We start from the raw sequence: 21,448 nt of genomic DNA, 5'->3' as shown, positions 1-21,448 counted from the left end.
CTTGTGTTTTGGGGATAAGCCCGGCATGAACGGCTATGGCGCTTAATTTAATGGCAGTGACGCATTTAACTATTAGACAATATCCAAATTAACGTCCAAACTAAGCACGTCTCTGTGTGCAACGGAGCGTGTATACCCGTGTTTTTCAAAATGCGGCAGCAGGCTGTCGAATTTGGCCTCATTCAATCCGGTGCAATGCCTGAATACGGCGGGTTGGGTTTTCTACCAGCATATAGGGCCAAAATTTTAATGCCTTATTTGCACCTGTCCTCAAAACACAATATGAGCCTATTTTTTAAGGATAAAAAGACACTAAAACCCATATAGGGCCTTATAATACTGGGCGGCAGTTGTCAAAATGGTAGTGTGAAAAATCAGTGCCATTTATGCGGCTCCTGATAGCAACCAAGCACAGGCGTTAATCTTTACAACGCCTAAGATAAAGGAACCCCTTCACAATGGCTAGCGAACAATTCATTTTTTTTGGGGTGCAGTTACTTGGCGCCTTAGCAGTATCCTTCTTTGCCTATCAATCCTTCCAAAAACGCCGGATCCAATTGGGCTCTGAACCGACATTGCCCGAATACTTTATCCGCAGGAGCACTTACTGGCTAGGGATTGCTTCGTATTGCACATTAATGGCGGCCCTTTTCGGTTTGCTCACTTGGCGGTGGTTGCCTTTAGAGCCGCTTGTCACGCTTATCGTGAATAATTTCCGTTCCCAAGGGCTACTGAATCTCCTGAATGGCTTGGACGGAAATACCCTCATACCTTTGGTTGCCGCCGGACTATTTCTTTTTCTTGTGGATTGGGAAAGTAAGCTCAATCCCTTGCTTAATTTGCGGGACGGCATCCATGATGCTTTTGCTATACCGACAAAAGCGGTGGAGGTTTATAACGCTCTCATTGCAGCGCGCTTGTCTGCGGTCGATGATAGCCTCAAGGCACAAATCGGCAAGCGCTTGCTGGTGGCGAGCATCGATTCGGGCGATTTCGAAAAATCCAGCACCACCGTTGAGTATAAATGGGCGCACAATTGCCTACTTTTTGAGCAAATACAAAGCTATGTCATCCAACAGTCTTTTCGGCGCTTATTCGCCGAGCCGTCATTGCAATGGGGGGAAATTTGTATCTCCTTCAATGCGATGTCGGAAAAAGTGGTCATCTGGAAAGAAGCGGAGCCCCACTATACCAAGACGCTTAAGCTGATAAAGGAACTGGACCACCTTACCGGCTTGCTCTGCCGCTTGCTCGCCGCCTTGGTCGTATTCGGGAGCGCCAGCGAAAATGAGTTATGGGCAACCGTAAAACAGCTCGGCGGCAATGTCCACGAAGCCCGCCTGCAACACGCGTATAAATATATCCTGATTTTTATGGCGGCGACGGCCCTTGGGGTCATATTGGGACGGGAGATTTCGGTTGCGCTACACAACGCCTTCCTATTTCCTGACCAACCGCTGGCGCACTTTGATTACACGACATTGCGCTGGGTCGCTTACGCCATTTTGATGTATGTCCTCCCGATAACCTTTACTTTTATCCTACGCAGGTTTGCTTTCAGGCACCAACAGGTGCAAGCTGACTTAAACTATGGGTTCTATCTGGCAATGATGATCATGGGCTTTATGGTCAGCACGACGGCATCAACGCTTATTCTTGAGTTAACTTACTATAAAGATAATTTCAATTTTCTGGCAAGTTTTATAGATCACATGCGCTGGGGAATTTTGCCCGCGCTCATCTGTGGTTTTGTGGCCTATCGGATGGACACGCCGGTGGACGAATCGGAAACCTTAAGCAAGCTTATTTTAACCGCTATATTGCGTTTTTTTGTTTGGGGATTAATCGCCGTCATTATTATGCTGTATGCAACCGACGATTTGACCCTCCAAGAAACTAACCTGCGCTTTACCTTGGTCGGCACAGCATTCTTCGTTCTCGGCTTCTTAGGGGCCTCTGTCCGTTTCAAAACAGCAAAGCCAGATGTTAAATGATACTATTGCCGTGTGGATAGAGCGCCTGTATTGACAGGCCGATAACGACTCACTAGACTACCAGCCAAACTCATTTAGCATAAACTGCCTACTCTATGGAAATAACGCCTGACATTATTGGCTACATTGCCGCCGTGCTGACCACCAGCTCATTCTTGCCGCAAGCCATTTTGACCATTAAGACGCGTGACACCGATTCGCTGTCCATGGGTATGTACAGCCTGTTTACTGCCGGAGTGTTTTGTTGGTTAATCTATGGCCTTTATATCGCCGACAAGGCCATTGTGCTGGCTAATATTGTCACGTTCATACTGGCGGCAACTATCCTGTCGTTTAAGGTGTATAACCACTTTTTAAAAAAATAATTTGGCTTAGCTTTTGGGTGTTTGCCCCTATCCTCCATCGCCCCCTAATAACAATGCCGCCAGACCCATAACGCAAACGTCTCCATGCCTAGCGGTTGCGTGCCCCTATATCCATCCCTTGTTAACGGGTTAACAGACAAATCCCGCCGGACTCAGCTAAAGTGTGCCTTGGCGGGGTTCGGCAACCCGTGCCGGACCATTCATTTTTAAACAGAACAGAGAGTCAGTATGAGCAACAAAGTAACATTAACCCGATTTATTATAGAGCAGCAACGCGAGTGGCCCGATGCGTCCGGCACTTTTACCTTGCTGCTGAATAATATCGTCACCGCTTGCAAGCAAATCGCCCATAAAGTCAGTAGAGGCCAGTTGATTGGGGTGTTAGGCAGTGCCGGTTCGGAAAATGTCCAGGGTGAGGTGCAGAAGAAGCTGGATATTATCACGCATGATATTATGGTTAACCAGTTAATTTGGACGGGACATCTGGCGGGTATGGCTTCCGAGGAGATAGATGATGTCATTACTATCCCGGCGCATTACACCAAGGGCAAGTATCTGGTCATGTTCGATCCTTTGGACGGCTCGTCCAATATTGATGTCAATTTGGCGGTCGGGACGATTTTTTCGGTATTGCGTTGCCGTGAAGGCATTGAGCCGACTTTGGATGATTTCTTGGCGAAAGGTGCCGAGCAGGTTTGTGCGGGATTTGTCTTGTATGGTCCGTCTACCATGCTGATTTTAACGACCGGACAAGGTGTGAACGGCTTTACGCTCGACCAGGATATTGGCGAATTTATGCTGACCCACCCTAATATGCGTATCCCCGAAGAAACAGGCGAGTTTGCGATTAATATGTCTAACCATCGGTTCTGGGAAGCTCCAGTCCAGCGTTATATTGACGAATGTCTGCAAGGTAAGGAAGGGGTGCGCGGCAAAGACTTTAATATGCGTTGGGTCGCCTCGTTTGTCGCCGATGTCTACCGTATCCTGAACCGTGGCGGGGTGTTTTTATATCCTTTGGATAACCGTGACCCGACCAAACCCGCCAAACTGCGGATTATGTACGAAGCCAATCCTATGGCGTTCATTATCGAACAGGCGGGCGGGATGTGTACGACAGGTTATGAACGGGTGTTGGACATTAAACCGTCTGGCGTACACCAGCGGGTGCCGGTCATTTTAGGCTCAAAAAACGAAGTGGAGCGGATTATCCGTTATCATCAGGACGCTTAACAGATTTCAAGCAAGCCGTTATTTTGACGGCGTTCCTGGCCTAGCTTAGGCAAAAAAAGCTAAAACCCTCATATAGCCAACTATATGAGGGTTTTTTTATGTGGAGGCTTATTGGTTTTGCTGGCTGATAGCCTCCCGCTGTCTTACCGCTCCCGCTTCCAGGGCTTGCTCGACCATTCTGGCCTTCGTGAGGTTTTCTACATGGTCGCCTTTGACGGCTTTCTTCAATGGGGGCAGGTCATCATCTTCGATAAGATCACAGCCCGCGATACTGAATACGGCGAGTAAGAAGAGTATTTTAAGGATGAGGTTCATGGTCTGCTCCGGTCTGTAAAAAAATCATGCGGTAAGCGTTAACGCTTACGGCAGTTGCGTCATTTCTGCCGACTTATTGTAATCGACACCGACACTGACAATAAAGCTGGTGGCTTCTTCAATATTCATCGCCGATTTGATGATTTTTGCTTGGTGGACAATAACAGTAAATCCTGACGTGGGGTTCGGTGAAGTGGGGATAAACAGCACATATCTGTCTTCATGGTGGTTAGTGACATAGGCGGGCACCCAAATGCCGGGGCTAGGATATTCGACATACACCACTTCTTTGCCGACCGTCTGGTCGTGCGAGGAAAACATATTGATGAGTTTGCCGATGACCCGGTAGACCGTGTTCAGGAACGGGATTTTGGCAATAATCCGGTCAAAAATGGTGATGACCCAAGGACGGCCTTTTTTGACGATTTTTTGCCCGATGGATACCACAATGGTAAAGCTGACGACGAAAAACAACGCGGTGTAGACATAGCTGTCGGCGTAATCATAAACGATGCTAAATAAGTCGGAGACTATTTTTTCGATAAAAATGATGATCTGTAAAATCACCACGATAGGGATGATCGCCAAGATGCCGATTAAAAAATAGTTTAACAGGGTTTTGGTGTAGTTTTGCATGGTGCGTCTCTGGAAAAATATCCGTTAGGGTGGACGGTGCGCCCCGCAATGGACAGCGGGACGATTTTATAATTGTTATTGCCATCATCCAGATGGGTTTTCTTCAGGCGGTTAGGGGTTTGGGCTCTGCCGAAAACGCGGCCCGCCTAGCCAATTATAAGCCAATTTCCTACAGTTAGCGGCTTATCGTCCATAAATACCGTTATTTGACCCAAGCACAAGCATCTGATGAATATAACAATCGGGCGTTTTCGCTGTAACTAATACGCTAGAGGGTATATAATCGGGGGCTTTGATTGAACCATTTACCACTTTCACACCGGAAAAACACATGCTCGGTAAGCTAGTTAAACTTGTTGTAGGGAGCCGTAACGACAGGCTAATAAATAAAAAGAAAAAGCTGGTCAAAAAGATCAATGCTTTAGATTCGGACTATGAAAAGCTGTCGGATACCGAACTCACCGCCAAAACCCAAGAATTCCGCGACCGTTTGGCAACAGGCGAGACCTTGGATAACCTCATTCCTGAAGCGTTTGCAGCCGTCCGCGAAGCCTCCAAACGGGTGTTCGGTATGCGCCATTTTGATGTGCAATTGATCGGCGGCATGGTCTTGAACGACGGCAGGATTGCCGAAATGAAGACCGGCGAAGGCAAAACCCTTATGGCTACGCTTGCCGCCTATCTGAACGCCTTACCTGGGCGGGGTGTCCATGTTGTGACCGTCAACGATTACCTGGCCAAGCGCGATGCCGAAAACATGGGCAAGCTGTACGCTTTTCTGGGCTTGACCACGGGTGTGATTTTGGGGCAAATGGATCAGGTAAGCCGCCGCAAAGCGTATGCTTGCGACATTACTTACGGGACTAACAACGAATTCGGTTTTGATTATCTGCGCGATAATATGGCCTTTAACTTGGACCAAAAAGTCCAGCGTGATCTGTATTTCGGCATTGTTGACGAAGTCGACTCCATTCTGATTGACGAAGCCAGAACGCCGTTGATTATCTCCGGCCCTACCGAAGACAGCACCGAAATCTACATCAAAGCTAACGATATTATCCCGTACCTGAAAGCACAGGAAAAAGACAGCCCGCACGGCGACTACACGGTGGATGAAAAAACCCGGCAAATCCATTTGACCGAGCAAGGTCATGAGCGTATCGAAGAGTTGATGGTCGAACACGGCCTGATGATCGGCGGTACTAGCCTGTACGATGCCACCAATATCCGCCTTATGCACTACCTGAACGCCTCGTTGCGGGCGCATATCCTGTTTAAGCGTGATGTCGATTATATTGTCGCCAACGACGAAGTGGTTATTGTTGACGAATTTACTGGCCGAGTTATGCCAGGACGGCGTTGGTCGGAAGGTTTGCATCAGGCGATTGAAGCGAAAGAGCGTGTCACCATCCAAAATGAAAACCAAACGCTCGCCTCCATCACGTTCCAAAATTATTTCCGGCTGTATGAAAAACTGTCGGGCATGACCGGCACCGCCGACACCGAAGCCTTCGAGCTGAATAAAATTTATGGTTTGGAAGTGGTGGTTATCCCTACCCATCGCCCAATGATACGCCGCGACTTGGGCGACGTGATCTTTTTGACCGCTGAGGAAAAATACCGGGCGGTTGCCGATGATATTAAGGAATGCGTCAGCCGGGGCCAGCCTGTTTTGGTCGGCACCACGTCTATCGAAAACTCCGAACTGCTGTCGTCGCTGTTGATACAGCAAGGCATTAAGCATGAAGTGCTGAACGCCAAACAACATGAGCGGGAAGCGCATATCATTGAGCAGGCCGGGCAACCCTTTGCGGTCACTATCGCCACCAATATGGCCGGGCGCGGTACCGATATTGTTTTGGGGGGTAATCTTGAGGCGGAATTGAAAGCCTTAGGCCCTGAGGCCAGCGAAGCGCAAAAAGCCGCCGTCCGGGCGGCTTGGGAAGAGCGCCATAATGCGGTCATCGCCAGCGGTGGCCTGCATGTGGTCGGGTCTGAGCGTCATGAATCGCGGCGTATCGATAACCAGTTACGCGGGCGGTCAGGCCGTCAGGGCGATCCGGGTTCGACCCGCTTTTATCTGTCGCTGCAAGACGATCTGATGCGTATTTTTGCCTCGGAACGGGTGGCCGGGCTGATGCAGAAACTGGGTATGGGCAACGGCGAAGCCATTGAACATCCTTGGGTGACGCGCTCGATTGAAAACGCCCAGCGCAAGGTCGAAGGCCGTAACTTTGATATCCGCAAAGAAATTTTGGCTTATGATGACGTTGCCAATGACCAACGTAAGGTCATTTACGCGCAGCGTAACGAAATTATGGCGGCGACGGAAATTTCCGACATCATCACCGCCATCCGCGAAGATGTCGTCAACCATGCCATTTCCGAGTATATCCTGCCCAAAACCATGGCGGAACAGTGGCTGGTTGAAGACTTGGAAACTCACATCCAGCAAGAGTTTGATGTCCAGATCCCGATCCGAAAAATGCTGGATGACGACCATTCTTTGCAGGAAACGTCTTTGCGCAAGAAAATTGTCGAAATACTGGAACAAAACCACCAGGACAAGGCGCAGAATATTGGCTTGGATATTATGCAGCATATTGAAAAAACCATCATGTTGCAGGTGTTGGACAGCAATTGGAAAGAACATTTGGCGGCGATGGACTATTTGCGCCAAGGCATCCATTTTAGGGGTTATGCGCAAAAAGACCCTAAACAGGAGTATAAGCGCGAAGCCTTTGAAATGTTTAACAGCCTGCTTGAACATATTAAGCACGAGGTGGTCACTATCTTGTTTAAGATTCAGCTAAGGCAAGACCGTGATGTTGAAGTGCTTGACGAGCAGATGCAGTATGTCCCTAAGACCATGCAATTTGAACATGCTCAAGTCCCGATGTTTGATGGCGATGATGCCGCCGCGCAATGGGAAATGGATGAGAATAACGGCGAGCAGTTGCTGGCCGGCATTGACCCTAGCATAGGCCGTAACGATCCTTGCCCTTGCGGGTCTGGGCAAAAATATAAGCAATGCCATGGCAAGATCAGCTAAGTAGGCCAGCAGGCGTGGGTTTTGGTGTAAACCAAGCCCCCTGAGCTGTTATTGAAAGCCGTAAACGCGAATTCAGCGTTTACGGCTTTTTTATGGGGTTCAGATTGGGGGGCGACGTTGACCGGATATTTTGACAGCCCTGCTAAGCGGCTCCATACGCTTAATTAAACTGTGTTATTTAACGCAGTTTTATGTGTCATATCCCTATTTTTTTTATTGGGGCTTGTAAATCAAGGTATGGATAAGGGGCGTTGCCAAAAAAGTGTGTGATATGCCACATTTTTTCAGCTTCCAGTTTAGATTTATGCTGTCCATCAATGGGTTTTAGCCAACGCATTACCACTTTATTTTTATGGGTATACCCCACCGAAAGCGAGCTTTTTATTATTATATCATTTGTTTTCAATTTGTTATGTTATTTGCGATAATCAGTTTTCTGTTGGCATACATAGTGCTTTATTGTAATTGTGAATAAAAAATGCGTCGCCGCCTTTCTTATTTGCTTTTCTAATATACTAATAAATGTCCGCAGGAGGACTTGATGAAAAAACATGATTTGGCAAAACAACTGGCTCTAGTATCCGCAACGGCTTTAGTTGCTATGGCTGCACAAAGCGTATCGGCACATACCGGTATCCGTGATGTCGTCCAAGAAGGCGTGGTGTCTTACAATGCGGTCAATATTAGCCACGGTTGCGCTACCAATGCCGTAGCTGAAGGCACTCCGACTACCCGCCTTGATCTTATTGCCGCTTCAGCACTGTTTCCAAACTCACCCGATCCGACTATGGCGGTTGTTACCCAATTAGACCCTACAACAGGTGCGGTTCTTGCCACGGTTGACCCTTCGGTCGGTTTGTCAAATGACATCGTCGGCTCTGTTGCAGGCGCGGGCTTCACTAACTTAGGATTGGGTCTGGTTCAACCTAACCTGTTCCCTAACTTTATTGCTAAAATTGGTACAAACGCTGCCGGTACTGTCATTAACAGAGGTTTTGCCAGCCACAACGGCCCAAAACCTTATGCTTCAGCACCTATTTATCAATCTGTGAACAGCTCTAACTCCTTGGCGCCATTCAGAGTCGGGCCGGTTGCTTTTAAACCGACTTCTTGCGCCATCAGCCTGAAAGTACGCGTGGCAACAGCTAACTGGTGTATGAATGGCAAAGGCAATAACGCCAATCCTGCCAGAGCCGATATTTGGATAGGCCACATGACCACCAAATTCAATGACTCATTCGTGATGCCTTATAACCAAGCGGACATGGATGCGGGCAAATTCTACTGGCCGACTATGACTATTGCGCGTAATTTGACTACTAATCCGCTGCCAGCAGGTTGCGGTGCCGGTTATAACTTAGTTATCGAGCCTGCGGATGCGGATATTGATGCTAACCTGCCAATTCCATTTGGCCCTGCACCAACTGGCGCACCTAAAGTATTCTGGCCTTCTACTAATTAATTCTCAGCATAAGCCCACGCCGACCCTAGCTTAGGTTTTCCGGTGTGTCGTCCGAGCCTTCGGGCAGTAAATTATTCGTTCAGGCAGAGGGTGCAACGCCGTCAACAAGCTGGAATGGCGAATTTTTTTCTAAAAACTGCTATAGTGTAAACATTTTAACCACGGGTTTTCGGGCCCGTGGTTTTTTATTTTCAAGGGTGGTGGGTATTCATAAATTTATGGATAAAATATTGGCAATCTGTGGCGGCTTATTGGCTTCTTCGCTAGTCTCGGCGAATGATAACGCCATTAATTTTCATGTCAGCCAAGCTATGCCCCCGCACTTTGAACTGGCGGTCGCGCACAAGCCTCTGACCGAGGTGCTTAAGGCGATTGCCGACACAACGGGCATCGTCATCCATATTGCCGATGAGCCGAAAAATTCCGTGACCGCAACGTGTAACGTTGCCGATGCGAAACAACTTTTTGACTGTCTGCTGGAAGCGAAAGCCGACTTGGTTTTCCGTTACGGACAGGTAGGCCCTGTGGCTAAACGCGCCCAAGTGCTTGAAGAAGTCTGGGTGGTTAGGACGTATGGCGATACCGATAGCCATGATGGTATACAGATATTGCCGCCAGTGGCTGAACAAAAACCAGACAGTAGCCCGATGATGCAAATGTTGGCGGCGATAGATACTGGCAAACTGCTTACCCAAGCACAGGCTAATGACCCTGAAAGCCGTGCCAATGCTATTGCCACGCTGGCCGTACAGCCGGCGAAAAATGATCCGGCTATCCGCAAAACCGTGGCGGCCGCCTTAGCCGACCAATCTGCTGAAGTCAGGGCGCAAGCGGTGTTCGCTTTGGCTAAATACGATGATGCCGAAGCGGCGGATGGGTTGGCGACGGCCTTACAGGACAGTGATGCTTCAGTACGTTTGATGGTGGTCGATAGTGCCGATAATCATCAGGCTTTATTACAACAAGCACTAGATGATAGTGATGAGGCGGTACGCGCTGCGGCGGCAAGTAAGTTAGAAACCTTAGCTTCCCAATAAATGCCCGTGTACCTGATGCTATACTTTAAGCGGTCAGATTTTCGGATTAACCGTTCGGCCTGAGCTTGTCCCACAGGGACTTCCGTTGGTTGTCGAAGGCTGGACGGTTAATCCGCCCATGGTTCGACAGGGCTCTCCTGAGCTTGTCGAAGGGCTCACCACGAACGGATTAACCGAAAACTTGACCGTTCAGAGTATATAACTTAACCCACGAGGAAACATAATGAAAAAAACCACGCTGTTGTTAGCTGCTGTGGCAGCATTTACCGCCTTAGGGCAGGCCAAAATGGCGAATGCCCATGACATTACCGGTTCTTTAGGTTCAGCCGCCACGGCGGTCGATTACTATCAGGTGCATTGTTACGATGATGGCAGCGGCCCTACCGCCCATCTCTATGTGGCTGTCATAAACAAATCCACCAACACCCCTAAGGTCAGCGTCCAAGCGATCCGTGATAATACCGCGACCAATACTACTGATGCGGTTAATGGTAATGCCACTTATAGTCCGGGCATTTATCAACCGGGTACGGATGGCTTTTTTTATCTGACCGTGGACAAAACGGGGGCAGGGGTGGCGAATTACTCGTTGCAGTATCATTGCCAAACCAGTGACCAGCAACATAACGGCACTGATATTTTTCAGCTCATTAACCAGTAACGCCAGTTAAGCACGAGGATATTTTATGAACACAAGCATCTTAACAAAGACCTTGGCAAGCAGCCTGTTGCTGGGCTTTTGTCTGTACACTCCCGCATCATTTGCTGTTAACTTAAACGGTGCGCTGGGCAGTGCTGCCGGGGCGATAGATTTTTATCGGGTTACTTGCGCAAGCAATACTAACGGGGTTACGGATAATCTGAAAGTGACGGTGCGTAATTTAGCCTCGGTCACCTCGCCGCTGATGAGTGTCCAAGTCATTAAAGGTATTTTGGCGAAAAATACCACCGATGCCGTAAATGCCGATACTACCCTCAGTCCGGCGGCAATTGTCAAAGGCGGCAATGGCGTATACGATGTCAGGGTTAATAAAGCCGGGGCAGGTGCAGAAAACTACGCACTGACCTATGCCTGCTTAAATAGTGCGGGCAAAGCGACAGGCGCTACCATCGCTACGGTGCAAAACCAATAACAGCCTAACCGTATCTCCATTAATAATAATAAAAATAATAACAAATGAATAAGCGCATTAAAGCCCTGCTGTGTTGTTTAGTGTTCACAAGCCTTTTTGGACAAGAGGCTATTGCCGCCGGGCAGGGCGACCTTTCTCCAGATTGCCAGCTCAGCGCATTTACCGACCATAATCCCCTGTCTTTAAAGCAATGGCGGGGGCAGGTGTTATATGTCGATTTTTGGGCTTCTTGGTGTGGGCCGTGCGCCAAGTCGTTCCCGTTTTTGAATAGTCTGCACAGCGAATTGAAAGGCCAAGGTTTGCAGATTGTTGGGGTTAACTTGGATGAAACCCCCGCTGATGCCCAAGGTTTTCTGGCCAAATATCCCGCCAATTTTACCATTGCCGCCGACCCCCAGGGGCTATGCGCCCCGCTATTTTCTGTGCAAGCCATGCCCTCGTCTTATTTGATTGACCGTAAAGGTGTTATCCGGCATATTCATCTGGGCTTTAAGGCGGGCGAAGCCGAAGAACTAAAACAGTTGGTTATTAAATTGCTCGCCGAGCATTAATGGGGCTAGGGGTTGATGGACAGTAAACTAATGCGGGGTATGGTGATAATAGTGGCTTTGGCCTTATGCGCTTGCGCACCTGTAGCGCCCTGGCAACGCGGTACGTTGGCTAAAGCATCTATGGCGGTGGAGCCTACGCCTATGCAAACACTGTTAAGCGAACACACCCATGGTAGCCGTGAAGCGGCAGCGGCCAGCACGTCGGCAAGCGGAGGTGGTTGTGGTTGTTACTAAATATTTAAACGCCATTGGGCGTTTTTGGGGTGATTGGGTCGCGGCAGAACCAAAAGATATACTTCAAACGGTCAAGTTTTCGGTTTTAGGATTAACCGTTCGCCCTGAGCCTGTCGAAGGGTGGACGGTTAATCCGCCCATGGTTCGACAGGCTCACCACGAACGGATTAACCGAAAACTTGACCGTTCAGAGTATAAGTTGCCGACAGTACCAAGCCCCGCGTTACAAGCGTTGACAGTGGCGGCGTTGGCGTTGCCGGGGTTGATGTTGCCGATGGCGGCAGGGGCGGCGGAAGACGACGAGGTCGATTTTCAGTATAGCCATTATGAAGAAGGCAAGCGTAATTTATATGGGGCTAAGAGTACCTTACACCCTATCGAAGTCGATAGTGTGTTGGGCAAGGCACGGATAAGTTTGTCGGATCGGATTAAGTTTGCGTTTAATTATGTCCAGGATACTTGGTCGGGCGCTACGCCTTATACCACTTCACCTTTGGCGGTGGGGGGCAATAGTCCCATTCAGTATTATACAAAAGCCGGTAAAAGCATCACCACAGGCGCTTCGCCGATTACTGACACTACGATGTATTTAAGCAAGAACTTTATTCCTATTGCATTTGACCTGGTAACGGGCAAGAGGACGTTAAGGACTTTGCAACCCGTCCATGTCTTAGCGATGGCTTCGCCGGAGACCCGTAAACAGGGTGACTTTAAGTTGAGTTATGAATGGGATGAGGCCGCCCTTAATGTCGGCGGCGGGTTGTCGGTGGAGCCGGATTATGTGTCCAGCTTTGGTAATGTCGGTGGCCGTTTGGATTTTAACCAAAAATTGACGACGGTAGATTTTGGGCTTAGTTATACCAATAGCGACACGTCGGCCATTCTGGATCATGATGCCGAACCCTATGTGATACAAACAGCGTTTGCCCAACAGATTACCGAAAATGCCAGCTTTAAAACCTTGCACGGCAACCGTCAAGATTGGGCGGGGAGTTTGGGATTGAGCCAAATTCTCAATAAAAATGCCTTAGTTACGGCCAATGTCGGTTACACGCACAGTTCAGGCTATATGGCTAATCCTTATAAGGCGGTGACGGTTATCTTTGCCGACCCGGCAGCTTTAGGTGCCGACCCGAGCCATCCTAAAGCCATTCTGGGTGATGTAAAAACTTTTTTGGAGCAGCGTCCCAATGAGCGCAACCAATTCACAGCAGGTGGCCGATATATCCAACATATTGGTTTTGCCGATGCCGCCCTGCATCTGGATTACCAGTTTTTTCATGACGATTGGGGCATTAATGCCCATACGTTCGAAGCGGATTGGGTACAGCCGATTGCGTCGACTTGGACAGTGACCCCTAAAGTGCGTTATTACAGCCAAGATGCGGCTAGCTTTTACTCCCCTTATCTGATTTCTAAACAAAGTTATTATAAATCAGTACAAAATCCGGACGGCTCTTATTCGGCACAATATTACGATCCTAAAAAATTGCCCAGCAATTTTTCCAGTGACCAGAGGCTATCCGCTTATGGGGCGTTAAGCGGAGGTATTACGGTTAATAAAAAGCTCTCCAAGGCGGTAAGCCTGGAAGCAGGATTTGAATACTATACCCATGCAGGATCATTAAAATTGGGCGGCGGCGGTGAAGGCAGTTACAGCGATTTTAATTATTATTTGGTCAATGGTTCCTTAAATGTCAATTTAGAGGCGTTGAATAGCGGCGGCAGTAGCTCCAGTAGCCATGCCCATCATGGCGCACATCACGATAGCCATGCCCCGGCGGGGATTATGTTTGGTCACATGCTCCATAAAACCAACGATGTAATGGTTGGCTACCGTTATATGTATAGCCGCCAAGCGGGCGATACGCTGCATGGCACTGGTGTGGCCAGCGATAGCCAAATCCAGAACCAGGGCTGTACGCAAGGTTACACCCACACCTGTCGGGTTACCCCAGCCTATATGAATATGAGTATGCACATGCTCGACATTATGTACGCGCCTACCGATTGGCTGAACGTGATGCTGATGCCGCAATTTATGGATATGGATATGGATATGCGTCCCTTGCAAGGTGTTAAGGTTGACGTTACCGAAGACCATTTGCATGGCGGTCACCGCACGGGCGGCATCGGTGATACGGGGATGTACGCGCTGTTCAAGCTGTTTGATAACGGCGACCACCATTTCCATGCCACGTTAGGCTTAAGTGCGCCTACGGGTGACACTGATATTATGCTCCGCCGTATGCACCGTAAAGCCGAAGGCTATCTGCATTATGGGATGCAGTTGGGTAGCGGCACTTGGGATTTTAAACCCAGTCTGACATATACCGGCCAGTGGGACGATTGGTCTTGGGGCGGACAATTTAGCGCGGTTACGCGTCTGCAAAACCATAATAGCTCCGGTTACGCGCTGGGTGATGTTTTTCAAACCACGGCGTGGGGTAGCTATAGTTTAACGCATGCCTTATCCGCATCGGTACGCGGGCTTTATACGGTACAACAGCAGATTGATGGGCGGTTTAATCCGGTTACCGGCGTGGTTGACGGCGTTCTGGTCAAGAATGTCAATCCGGGTTCGCAACTTAATTACAGCTCAGGCCCTATGGATTATACCAGCAGTTACGGTGGCCGTTATTGGGATGTCGGTTTTGGCCTTAACTACACCGTGCCGGCGGGTACGTTAAAAGGCAATAATATCGGCGTGGAATGGCTACAACCGGTGCAGGATGATGTCAACGGCTACCAATTGGAAAGGGAAGGGTCTTTGTCGGCGACATGGAGTGTGATGTTTTAACGGCGCATGGCATTTTATCAGTGCGGCTTCAAGGCGATGGGTACGCCTTGCGACATTCAGCTCTTCGCCAAGACCCAAGCCCAGGCCAAACAGGTTGCCGATAGCGCGATTGCCGATATAGCCCGCTTGGAAGCCCGCTATTCGCGCTACCGCCCCGATAGTTTTTTGTCGGCCATTAATCGGGTTGCGGCCAGCGGCGGCAGTATCGAAGTCGATCCCGAAACGGCGGGTTTGCTGGATTATGCGCTGACGTGTTACCAGCAAAGCGAAGGGCTGTTTGACATCAGCTCAGGGCTGTTACGCAAAGCGTGGCGTTTTGATACGGGTAAACTGCCCGAAGAACAGACTATCGCCGAATTGTTGGCGCACATCGGCTGGCAGCATGTCCGCTGGCACAAGCCGATATTGACTTTTACCGTGCCGGGTATGGAGCTTGATTTTGGCGGTATTGTCAAAGAATATGCTGTTGACCGCGCGGCGGCCCTGTGTGCGGCGCAGGGCATACGCCATGGGGTTGTCAATCTGGGTGGCGACATTAAAATCATTGGCCCGCGTGCTGACGGTACGCCTTGGCGTATCGGTATCCGCCATCCGCGCCAGCACGACGCTTTGCTCGACACCTTATCCCTGCATCAGGGGGCGTTAGCCAGTAGCGGCGATTATGAGCGCTGCGTGATGATTGACGGTATCCGTTATGGCCATATCCTCAACCCGAAAACAGGCTGGCCAGTCCGGCATTTGGCGGCGGTCAGTGTGGTGAGCGAGTTTTGTGTTATTGGCGGCAGTGCCGCCACCATCGCCATGCTCAAAGAAGACCAAGGCCCTGCTTGGTTGGCGGCCTTGGGCTTACCGCATTACTGGTTTGATGTTGAAGGCAATGCAGGCGGGCCGTTGTTGGCAGGGTAGTTAAGCCCTTAGTCCGTTCGGCTAATCCGATTCGGCAAGGCTTTTTACCAAAAATGGCATAATTAACGCCAGTGTGTCCGCTTCTTCGGTGAGGTTAAGAGCCCGACTGTTAGTGTCGATAGTGCTTAAGTCGGCGTTGCCTTGGGTGTTAAACGCAAAAGCGCCGATTTTTACTTTCGTCGGCTGGGGATAGTTGTGTGCTTGGTAGCAGCTGATTTTTCCGGCTAATTTGCCGCCGCCATTAATATAGCTGGCCAGCGTGAAATGCAAGGTGTGTCCGGCCAGTTTAATAATGAATTCGCCATAAGCAAGGTAAGGCGGCGGTGTGCAATGTATGCCTAAGCGTTTTTCTTGGGCGGTGACGCGCTGGGCAAACGTATTAAACAGCATCAGCAGTTTATCGTAATCCATAGCGAGCCTATTAATGTCATTGGCGGTGCTGAAATCAGCCATGTCGTTTCCTTGTGGGTGACGGTTAAATGCTATAAAAGAGGCATAGCAAATAGCAAGCCAGTTTTTTAAATAAAAAGATAAACATTATCAATTAGTTAGTTGTTCCTTATTTTAGCCTTTGTGTGATAACCCTGCAAAAAATGTGTGGTGGCGACTGTTTTTGCAGGGTTGCCGGGCTTCCTTCCTTTATCCATAGCAAAATATCTATCTGGCAGATTGACCATGACCCACACCACAACCCAGCTTTTCCATCGGACGGGCTTATTTCTTACTGTGTTCATTACCGGCGCGTCGGTCATGGTGATCGAACTGCTAGGCACACGGATGATCGCGCCATTTTATGGGGCTAGCCTCTATGTTTGGTCGTCACTGATTTCGGTGACGATGATCGCGCTGTCTATTGGCTATTATCTTGGCGGACGCTGGGCGGATACGTCAAAACGCACCGGGCTGTCGTTGATTATCGCCCTGGCGGCGATTTGTACCTTGTTAATCCCTTTATTGACGCGGACGGTCTTGTTAGCCACCGATCCGCTGGGTTTGCGGGGCGGGGCGTTTGTCAGCGCCTTAATCTTATTTTCCCCCAGCTTGACCTTATTAGGCATGGTCGGCCCCTTTGCGATTAAGTTGGCGACGGCGCAATTGGAGGGGGTGGGTAACAGCGTCGGTTCGATGTATGCGGTCAGTACCTTAGGCAGTGTGGTTGGGACGTTAGTGCTGGGCTTCTTTTTGTTCCCTTTGCTCGGGTCGCGGCAAATTCTTATCGGTACGGGGATTTTATTGTTGGTGCTGGCATTGGCGATTGCCGTGTATGAGCAGAAAAAGCTGCAAGTCCCGACTGCTATCCTGCCCAGCCTTGTGCTTGCCGTCATCAGTTTGGCGATGTTGCCGAAAGTGATAGGGGCGGGGCATAGCTATACGGGCAGCAACCAATTCCAGATCCAATCTGAGCAAGAAAGCTTATACGGTTGGGTGCGGGTGATTGACCAAAAAGCGCGGGATTTGCGCTTATTGACGGCTGATGCTTCGACAATTGGCGCGTCCAGTATCAGTGACGGGCAAAGCCGTCTCAGTTATCAGGAAATTGTCGGCCTGATCCCGGCTTTAACCGAGAAGAAAATGACCCGCGCCCTGATTATTGGGCTGGGGGCAGGGCACATGGCAAAAGTCCTGCATGACCGTTACGGCATAGTCACCGATACATTGGAAATCGACCCTGCGGTGGCGCAAGCCGCCAGTGATTATTTTGGCTTTCAGCCGACAGGTAAGGCGATTGTCGGGGATGCCCGCTATGAAATCCGCCATCTGACCGGGCCTTATGATCTGATTATCCATGATTGCTTTACGGGCGGCTCGGAACCCGCGCATTTATTGACGGTGGAGACCTTGGCGCAGTTAAACGGCTTATTGGCCGAGCAAGGCATTTTGGCGTTAAATTTTGTCGCCTTTGCCCAAGGCGAGCATAGCAATACTTTAGCCGCCGTCTCCAAAACCTTGGCGGAGGTCTTCCCCCAGCAGTCGGTGTTTATTTCCGAGCCGGGCCGCGATTTTAACGACTTCATCTTTTTGGCGACCAAAAAGCAGCCGATTGATTTGGATGCTAAAGCCTTGTTAGCCAGCCAATCGGCTTGGCTGAAAGAGCGGGTGTTTCCGGTCGATAACCGCAATGGTGTGTTATTGACCGATAACCTGAATCCTTTAGAGCATTTACAAACCGCCAAAGCCGAACATTACCGGCATGTGATTGTCGATTGGTTTGGGCCTGAACTGTTAATCCGTTAAATCCCCTTCTTTAGGCGCTAGTGCCGTCAATTGTCGCGCCAGTAACACCACTGGATGCACGACTTCCAACGTAAATCCCCGTTCCCGCAAGCCCGCTGCGATATGTAAGGCACAGCCGATATTTGAGCTGACCAAGATGTCCGGCGGTTGCGCTAAAGCTTGATCTAAGACAGCAGTTAATAAAGTCTGGGCCATTTGCGGATGGTCGAGCAGATAACTGCCCGCCGAACCGCAACACTGTGCGCTGTCGGGTAAGGGGACAAGATTTAAGTCGGGGATTTTCTGCAATAAGTTAACCACACTTTGGTCAGTACGCAGGCTGTTTTTTAACGAGCAAGGGCTATGCAGACAAACGGCTTTGGGCAGGGGCTTTAAGCGCGGCGTTAGCGCAGCACCGAATTGGCTTAAAAAATGGCTGATGTCCATGACTTTGCCCGCAAACCCGGCATTGTTATAGTCGCGTAATTGGCTACCGCAACCGCTGGCGATACTGACAATGGCCGTCAGCGTTAAACCGCTAAAACTGCCGATATTGGTTGCCGCCAAGTGGCTGGAGGTGGTTGAATCGCCATCGTGCAAAGCCAACGCGCCGCAACAGGCCTGGGTAGTGGGGATGTGTACGGCAAATCCGGCGGCGGTCAGGACGGTAATGGCGGCGTGGACGGTTTCCTGATCCAGCCATTCGCCCAAACAGCCGACAAACAGGCCGACTTGGCCTTGTTCGGGGGCAGTGGCCGGATAATAGCTGTTAATGGGACTAATCGGCTCAGAATGGCTAGGCAACAGGCGTTCTAACGACTGTAAACGCAATAGTTTCGGCAAGTTTAGCCGCCGGACGGTTTGTTGTAAGTGGCTGCTTTGATAAACGCGCAAAGCAGTTTGCGCCCAACGGCGGGTTTTTTGGTTATGCGCGACTTTTTTTAGCAGTGCCACGCGTACCGAACGGTGGCTGTGACTGTGGCTACGGAAATTGTCGATCAAGCGGCTATAGGGTACGACGGCGGGGCAAGCCCGTTCACAAGCACGGCATAACAAGCAGTTATCAATATGCGCAAATAAGGCTTCCGAGCCGGGTAGCTTATGTCCTGCCCACGCTTGGATTAAGGCAATCCGTCCGCGCGGTGATTCGTTTTCATTTTGAGTGTGGGTATAGGTAGGGCAATGGGGCAAACAGAGGCCGCATTTAACGCACAAATCCGCATCGCTTAATAACTCATTCATCATGGTGTTGTCTGGCCAGTGCCGTCATCAGTGCTTGGTACTCTTGTGGTTTTGGGCGGTACAGATAAAAGCCCAAGGCCGACATCAGGGTAAAAATGGTCAGGGTATTGACCGGGTCGCCGAAATAGAACATGACAAAGCCATAGATGACCGGACTTTGTATCAACGCCATAGACACTGTAACAGTTACCCAATAGCGCCGCTTAGCGGTTGCCGGGTAAGCGTCTGAAGGGCAGGGCATGGTTTGATTTAGGCGCAATTGGATGTGCCGGAGCAGGTTGGTAAAAGGGAAGGTGACAATGGCGGTGGCGTAAAGGGCCGTCCTTAACCATTCACGGGGCGTATCGGGTAAGGGTTGTTGGATGCTGTCGCCGAAATGTTGGCAGACCAGCACCAAGGCGATTGACACAAGCACCGCCGCCGCCACGCTTAGCCACGGCATCCTAAGGTCTGCTTGTAAGCGTTGGGGGTCAAAAGGAGGCTGCATAGTGATTCCTGTAACGGTAAAAAAGCTTCTATGATAGCAAATTCGGCAGGGCTTGGGTGAAGGGCGGCGCTAAGATTAGCGCTTGTTTTCTTAAAGTTTGGTTCACTGCCTGAAAACCGCCCATTTGCATGGGCAGTTTGTATGTCCATGCCGTTGCTATAGGTTATTCTTGAGCCAATTTGCTGTTATGGGCCGAATAGGTGAAATAAACGATCAATCCCAGCACTAACCAGACGAAAAAGCGTAACCAAGTGATGGCGGGTAAGAAAGCCATTAATGCCGAGCAGGAGATCATGCCCAATACGGGTAGGGTAAAGCCGAACGGGGCGCGGAACGGGCGGTGCATGTCCGGTTTGGTGATGCGTAAGACAATCACCCCTAAACACACCAGCACAAACGCTGCCAACGTACCGATATTGACCAATTCCGCCAAGATGTTCAAGGGCATTAGCCCTGCCATAATGGCCATGACCACACCGCAGACGACAATAATGCGCACGGGGGTTTGGGTGCTGGGATGGACGTAATCGAATAAAGAAGACAACAAACCGTCGCGGGACATCGCCAAAACAATACGGGTCAGGCCGTAATACAAGACCAGCATGACCGTGGTCAGCCCCGCGATGACACCGGTGGAAATCAGTGCCGAAGCCCAATTGATCCCTATTTGCTGCAACGCATGGGCAACGGGTGAAGGGACGTTCAGATCGGTGTATGGCACGACCCCGGTCAGCAAGCCGGCAACAATAATGTAGATGATGGTGCAAAACGCCAACGACGAAACAATGCCAATCGGTAAATCCCGTTGCGGTTGTTGGGCTTCTTCAGATGCAGTGGAGACGGCATCAAAACCGACATAAGCAAAAAAGACTAAGGACGCACCCGCCAACACCCCCGTGGTTTTACCGTCGGGCAGGGTTTGGAACCAGCCAAACGGCATGAACGGATGCCAGTTTTCGGGGTGGATATTGAACAGGGCGACCGCGACAAATACCGTAATGGTGATCAGCTTGACAAAAACCATGGCATTATTGGCTTTGGCACTGTGCTTTACCCCCGCTATTAATAGCCCCATCAGCGATAGAATTATCAAAAATGCGGGTAAGTTGATCATGCCACCGTCTTTTGGGGCTTTGGTCAGCAAATCGGGCAACGGTATGCCGATAGCGGTGAGGGCGGTATTAAAATAGCCCGACCAACCGACCGCCACGGTCGCCACCGAAACGCTGTATTCCAGCAATAAATCCCAGCCGATAATAAACGCCCAAAGTTCGCCGAACGCCACATAGCTGTAGCCGTAAGCGCTGCCGCAACCGCCGATGGCGGCGGATAGTTCGGCGTAGGATAGGGCGGCAAACGCACAGGCAAAACCTGCGATGATAAACGACACGACCACAGCCGGCCCTGATTGCGTCGCCGCCGCTACGCCGGTCAACACAAATATGCCCGTACCGATAATCGCCCCTATGCCCAAAAACGCCAAATCCCAAGCGGAAAGGCAACGCTTCAGCCCATGTTCAGCCTCTTCGTGTGAAATAACCTCTTTTGTACGGAAAATTTGCAGTGTCATGAGAAAGCTCCCTGAATTGAAGATAGCTGATATTACGCAGTCATTTTTGCGATATTGGAAAAATGCAGCAATGAGTCGCTATCGCGACGGTTTTTTAATCGGGTTCTCGCACCCGAAGGCGAGATACTTTCTTTTGCTCCGCCAAAAGAAAGTATCCAAAGAAAAGGCGGCCCGATTGCCGCTTGATCCTGCGCTTCTCGGTTTTGTCGGGGGTCGG

At 50.0% G+C, this 21,448-nt stretch carries 21 protein-coding genes; 14 read left to right on the top strand and 7 right to left on the bottom strand.

Annotated elements, in window-relative coordinates:
- The first annotated feature begins 458 nt into the window (after positions 1 to 458).
- The 3 genes from AADEFJLK_RS02495 to AADEFJLK_RS02485 all read left to right on the top strand — a co-directional run bounded on the left by AADEFJLK_RS02495 (position 459) and on the right by AADEFJLK_RS02485 (position 3,592).
- Entirely contained in the window at positions 459 to 1,994 is a 1,536-nt protein-coding gene (locus tag AADEFJLK_RS02495; protein WP_103973189.1) for a hypothetical protein, read from the top strand.
- A 95-nt stretch (positions 1,995 to 2,089) separates the two neighbouring features.
- Positions 2,090 to 2,359, top strand: coding sequence for a SemiSWEET transporter (locus tag AADEFJLK_RS02490; RefSeq protein ID WP_088619059.1), 270 nt, complete (start codon positions 2,090 to 2,092; stop codon positions 2,357 to 2,359).
- A 228-nt stretch (positions 2,360 to 2,587) separates the two neighbouring features.
- Positions 2,588 to 3,592, top strand: coding sequence for a class 1 fructose-bisphosphatase (locus AADEFJLK_RS02485; RefSeq protein WP_088619058.1), 1,005 nt, complete (start codon positions 2,588 to 2,590; stop codon positions 3,590 to 3,592).
- Between the two features lie 108 nt (positions 3,593 to 3,700).
- Here the strand turns inward: AADEFJLK_RS02485 and AADEFJLK_RS02480 are convergent, their stop codons facing one another.
- Positions 3,701 to 3,907 carry a hypothetical protein gene (locus AADEFJLK_RS02480; RefSeq protein ID WP_088619057.1) on the bottom strand — a complete coding sequence of 69 codons (207 nt, stop codon included), beginning with the start codon at positions 3,905 to 3,907 and terminating at the stop codon, positions 3,701 to 3,703.
- A 45-nt stretch (positions 3,908 to 3,952) separates the two neighbouring features.
- Positions 3,953 to 4,543: a DUF502 domain-containing protein gene (locus AADEFJLK_RS02475; protein ID WP_103973188.1), complete on the bottom strand. Its 591-nt coding sequence runs from the start codon at positions 4,541 to 4,543 to the stop codon at positions 3,953 to 3,955.
- Positions 4,544 to 4,874: 331 nt separating this feature from the next.
- On the opposite strand from AADEFJLK_RS02475, the gene secA reads away from it, so the two are divergent.
- Complete coding sequence (secA, locus tag AADEFJLK_RS02470; RefSeq protein ID WP_088619055.1) at positions 4,875 to 7,595, top strand: preprotein translocase subunit SecA; 2,721 nt, start codon at positions 4,875 to 4,877, stop codon at positions 7,593 to 7,595.
- A gap of 196 nt (positions 7,596 to 7,791) precedes the next feature.
- On the opposite strand, the gene AADEFJLK_RS23810 is transcribed toward secA, so the two are convergent.
- Positions 7,792 to 8,001, bottom strand: a complete 210-nt coding sequence (locus tag AADEFJLK_RS23810) for a hypothetical protein (protein ID WP_146054492.1) — start codon at positions 7,999 to 8,001, stop codon at positions 7,792 to 7,794.
- 135 nt (positions 8,002 to 8,136) lie between these two features.
- Between AADEFJLK_RS23810 and AADEFJLK_RS02465 the strand changes: the two genes are divergently transcribed.
- From AADEFJLK_RS02465 to AADEFJLK_RS02430, 8 genes are all read left to right on the top strand, one after another.
- Positions 8,137 to 9,057, top strand: coding sequence for a hypothetical protein (locus AADEFJLK_RS02465; protein WP_103973187.1), 921 nt, complete (start codon positions 8,137 to 8,139; stop codon positions 9,055 to 9,057).
- Between the two features lie 218 nt (positions 9,058 to 9,275).
- Entirely contained in the window at positions 9,276 to 10,094 is an 819-nt protein-coding gene (locus AADEFJLK_RS02460; RefSeq protein WP_103973186.1) for a HEAT repeat domain-containing protein, read from the top strand.
- Between the two features lie 223 nt (positions 10,095 to 10,317).
- Positions 10,318 to 10,755, top strand: a complete 438-nt coding sequence (locus AADEFJLK_RS02455) for a hypothetical protein (protein ID WP_103973185.1) — start codon at positions 10,318 to 10,320, stop codon at positions 10,753 to 10,755.
- 25 nt (positions 10,756 to 10,780) lie between these two features.
- The gene (locus tag AADEFJLK_RS02450) at positions 10,781 to 11,227 is read left to right on the top strand and encodes a hypothetical protein (RefSeq protein WP_103973184.1); all 447 of its coding nucleotides are present in this window, start codon (positions 10,781 to 10,783) and stop codon (positions 11,225 to 11,227) included.
- A gap of 44 nt (positions 11,228 to 11,271) precedes the next feature.
- The gene (locus AADEFJLK_RS02445; RefSeq protein WP_103973183.1) at positions 11,272 to 11,778 is read left to right on the top strand and encodes a TlpA disulfide reductase family protein; all 507 of its coding nucleotides are present in this window, start codon (positions 11,272 to 11,274) and stop codon (positions 11,776 to 11,778) included.
- Positions 11,779 to 11,793: 15 nt separating this feature from the next.
- Positions 11,794 to 12,012 (top strand): DUF4266 domain-containing protein, encoded by a 219-nt coding sequence (locus tag AADEFJLK_RS02440; RefSeq protein WP_249027956.1) that lies wholly within the window; start codon positions 11,794 to 11,796, stop codon positions 12,010 to 12,012.
- Between the two features lie 139 nt (positions 12,013 to 12,151).
- Positions 12,152 to 14,812: a DUF3570 domain-containing protein gene (locus AADEFJLK_RS02435; protein WP_103973182.1), complete on the top strand. Its 2,661-nt coding sequence runs from the start codon at positions 12,152 to 12,154 to the stop codon at positions 14,810 to 14,812.
- Positions 14,813 to 14,818: 6 nt separating this feature from the next.
- Complete coding sequence (locus AADEFJLK_RS02430) at positions 14,819 to 15,718, top strand: FAD:protein FMN transferase (protein ID WP_103973181.1); 900 nt, start codon at positions 14,819 to 14,821, stop codon at positions 15,716 to 15,718.
- 21 nt (positions 15,719 to 15,739) lie between these two features.
- On the opposite strand, the gene AADEFJLK_RS02425 is transcribed toward AADEFJLK_RS02430, so the two are convergent.
- On the bottom strand, positions 15,740 to 16,171 hold the full coding sequence (locus tag AADEFJLK_RS02425; RefSeq protein ID WP_103973180.1) for a hypothetical protein: 432 nt from the start codon (positions 16,169 to 16,171) through the stop codon (positions 15,740 to 15,742).
- Positions 16,172 to 16,393: 222 nt separating this feature from the next.
- Here AADEFJLK_RS02425 and AADEFJLK_RS02420 point away from each other — a divergent pair, with 222 nt between their 5' ends.
- A complete protein-coding gene (locus AADEFJLK_RS02420; protein WP_103973179.1) occupies positions 16,394 to 17,953 on the top strand; it encodes a fused MFS/spermidine synthase in 1,560 nt (519 codons plus the stop codon).
- Here the strand turns inward: AADEFJLK_RS02420 and AADEFJLK_RS02415 are convergent.
- From AADEFJLK_RS02415 to AADEFJLK_RS02405, 3 genes are all read right to left on the bottom strand, one after another.
- Positions 17,942 to 19,177, bottom strand: a complete 1,236-nt coding sequence (locus tag AADEFJLK_RS02415) for a (Fe-S)-binding protein (protein ID WP_249027955.1) — start codon at positions 19,175 to 19,177, stop codon at positions 17,942 to 17,944. The two genes, AADEFJLK_RS02420 and AADEFJLK_RS02415, sit on opposite strands and share 12 nt — an antisense overlap.
- Positions 19,167 to 19,661, bottom strand: a complete 495-nt coding sequence (locus AADEFJLK_RS02410) for a hypothetical protein (RefSeq protein ID WP_103973177.1) — start codon at positions 19,659 to 19,661, stop codon at positions 19,167 to 19,169. Before AADEFJLK_RS02410 ends, AADEFJLK_RS02415 begins: the two co-directional genes overlap by 11 nt.
- Before the next feature lie 163 nt (positions 19,662 to 19,824).
- Complete coding sequence (locus AADEFJLK_RS02405) at positions 19,825 to 21,231, bottom strand: amino acid permease (RefSeq protein ID WP_211299132.1); 1,407 nt, start codon at positions 21,229 to 21,231, stop codon at positions 19,825 to 19,827.
- On the opposite strand from AADEFJLK_RS02405, the gene AADEFJLK_RS24975 reads away from it, so the two are divergent.
- On the top strand, positions 21,230 to 21,448 hold a 219-nt coding region (locus AADEFJLK_RS24975; protein ID WP_211299131.1), incomplete at its 3' end, for a hypothetical protein. The genes AADEFJLK_RS02405 and AADEFJLK_RS24975 overlap by 2 nt on opposite strands.

Origin of the sequence: Methylovulum psychrotolerans, assembly GCF_002923755.1 — a bacterium.
GTDB lineage: Bacteria > Pseudomonadota > Gammaproteobacteria > Methylococcales > Methylomonadaceae > Methylovulum > Methylovulum psychrotolerans.
This window is presented reverse-complemented; position numbering and strand designations above follow the sequence as displayed.

What these genes read in the sequence shown, in the direction of transcription:
- AADEFJLK_RS02420 (WP_103973179.1), top strand. Translation starts at nt 16,394, where the DNA reads ATGACCCACACCACAACCCAGCTTTTCCATCGGACGGGCTTATTTCTT.
- secA (WP_088619055.1), top strand. Translation starts at nt 4,875, where the DNA reads ATGCTCGGTAAGCTAGTTAAACTTGTTGTAGGGAGCCGTAACGACAGG.
- AADEFJLK_RS02445 (WP_103973183.1), top strand. Translation starts at nt 11,272, where the DNA reads ATGAATAAGCGCATTAAAGCCCTGCTGTGTTGTTTAGTGTTCACAAGC.
- AADEFJLK_RS02440 (WP_249027956.1), top strand. Translation starts at nt 11,794, where the DNA reads ATGGACAGTAAACTAATGCGGGGTATGGTGATAATAGTGGCTTTGGCC.
- AADEFJLK_RS02485 (WP_088619058.1), top strand. Translation starts at nt 2,588, where the DNA reads ATGAGCAACAAAGTAACATTAACCCGATTTATTATAGAGCAGCAACGC.
- AADEFJLK_RS02495 (WP_103973189.1), top strand. Translation starts at nt 459, where the DNA reads ATGGCTAGCGAACAATTCATTTTTTTTGGGGTGCAGTTACTTGGCGCC.
- AADEFJLK_RS02465 (WP_103973187.1), top strand. Translation starts at nt 8,137, where the DNA reads ATGAAAAAACATGATTTGGCAAAACAACTGGCTCTAGTATCCGCAACG.
- AADEFJLK_RS02460 (WP_103973186.1), top strand. Translation starts at nt 9,276, where the DNA reads ATGGATAAAATATTGGCAATCTGTGGCGGCTTATTGGCTTCTTCGCTA.
- AADEFJLK_RS02475 (WP_103973188.1), bottom strand. Translation starts at nt 4,543, where the DNA reads ATGCAAAACTACACCAAAACCCTGTTAAACTATTTTTTAATCGGCATC.
- AADEFJLK_RS02480 (WP_088619057.1), bottom strand. Translation starts at nt 3,907, where the DNA reads ATGAACCTCATCCTTAAAATACTCTTCTTACTCGCCGTATTCAGTATC.
- AADEFJLK_RS02415 (WP_249027955.1), bottom strand. Translation starts at nt 19,177, where the DNA reads ATGATGAATGAGTTATTAAGCGATGCGGATTTGTGCGTTAAATGCGGC.
- AADEFJLK_RS02430 (WP_103973181.1), top strand. Translation starts at nt 14,819, where the DNA reads ATGGCATTTTATCAGTGCGGCTTCAAGGCGATGGGTACGCCTTGCGAC.
- AADEFJLK_RS02425 (WP_103973180.1), bottom strand. Translation starts at nt 16,171, where the DNA reads ATGGCTGATTTCAGCACCGCCAATGACATTAATAGGCTCGCTATGGAT.
- AADEFJLK_RS02435 (WP_103973182.1), top strand. Translation starts at nt 12,152, where the DNA reads ATGGTTCGACAGGCTCACCACGAACGGATTAACCGAAAACTTGACCGT.
- AADEFJLK_RS02450 (WP_103973184.1), top strand. Translation starts at nt 10,781, where the DNA reads ATGAACACAAGCATCTTAACAAAGACCTTGGCAAGCAGCCTGTTGCTG.
- AADEFJLK_RS02455 (WP_103973185.1), top strand. Translation starts at nt 10,318, where the DNA reads ATGAAAAAAACCACGCTGTTGTTAGCTGCTGTGGCAGCATTTACCGCC.
- AADEFJLK_RS02405 (WP_211299132.1), bottom strand. Translation starts at nt 21,231, where the DNA reads ATGACACTGCAAATTTTCCGTACAAAAGAGGTTATTTCACACGAAGAG.
- AADEFJLK_RS02410 (WP_103973177.1), bottom strand. Translation starts at nt 19,661, where the DNA reads ATGCAGCCTCCTTTTGACCCCCAACGCTTACAAGCAGACCTTAGGATG.
- AADEFJLK_RS02490 (WP_088619059.1), top strand. Translation starts at nt 2,090, where the DNA reads ATGGAAATAACGCCTGACATTATTGGCTACATTGCCGCCGTGCTGACC.